The following is a 904-nucleotide window of genomic DNA, read 5'->3' as shown; positions in this document are numbered from 1 at the left end:
GGGCTCTAGGGTGAACTTCTGCGGGGCGCGGGGTGTCCAAATGGTGTCGGCCGAGGGCCGTTGAGCGTGAGGGAGAGCATGGAAGCGCCGGATTTCAGCGCCGATCTGTACCGGGAGATCACCGAGTTCGCGGAGGGCACTCCGTCGTGGCTGCATACGGTGGCCGAGGTCGGGACGGACGCGGGGCTGCTGCTGTTCGCGGCGCTGTTCGTGGTGGGCTGGTGGCGGGCCCGGGCCGGGGAAGCGCGGGCGATGGCGCTGGCGCTGGCGGCGCCGTTCGCGGTGGTGGCGGCGTATCTGGTGAGCGAGGTCTCCAAGACCTTCATCGAGGAGGAGCGGCCGTGCCGGGCGGTGCAGGGGGCGGTGCACATCGCGGCGTGCCCGGCGCCGGGCGACTGGTCGTTCCCGAGCAACCACGCGACGATCGCGGCGGCGTCGGCGGCGGTGATCGTGGTGGCGTGGCGGGCGATGGCGCCGCTGGTGCTGCCGATGGCGGCGCTGATGGCGTTCTCCCGGGTGTTCGTGGGCGTGCACTACCCGCACGATGTGGCGGCGGGGTTCGTGCTGGGCGTGGTGGTCGCTCCGCTGGTGGTCGTGGCGCTGGTGGCGGCGTTGCGTCCGCTGGTGGAGTCGATGCGGGGGTTCCCGCTGTGCGGGACGGTGCTGGGTCCGCCGTCGGCCGTCGGCGGGGCGCCGGAGAGCGGGGCCGAGCGGCCGGTGGTGCCGGGTGCGGGGCCGGGTCGGGCGGCCGGCGGCGGGCCTGCGGGCCGGGTGAACGAGGCGTCGGTGACGATGCCGGACGTGATGGGCGGCGTGACCAGGCGGGACCCGCTCCCCTGACCGGGGCCGGGGCCGAGAGTTTCGGAGGGGCCGTCCCGGGTGGTGCGTGCGCACCGCCCCGGGG

1 protein-coding gene is annotated in these 904 nt (G+C 75.1%); it reads left to right on the top strand.

All coding sequences use genetic code 11. The annotated features are described in order from the left end of the window. Positions 1 to 78: 78 nt before the first annotated feature. A complete protein-coding gene (locus E1266_RS37460; RefSeq protein WP_132055344.1) occupies positions 79 to 840 on the top strand; it encodes a phosphatase PAP2 family protein in 762 nt (253 codons plus the stop codon). The last annotated feature ends 64 nt before the right edge of the window (positions 841 to 904 follow it).

It is taken from the genome of Actinomadura sp. 7K534 (assembly GCF_004348575.1).
Classification (GTDB): Bacteria; Actinomycetota; Actinomycetes; order Streptosporangiales; family Streptosporangiaceae; genus Spirillospora; species Spirillospora livida.
This window is presented reverse-complemented; position numbering and strand designations above follow the sequence as displayed.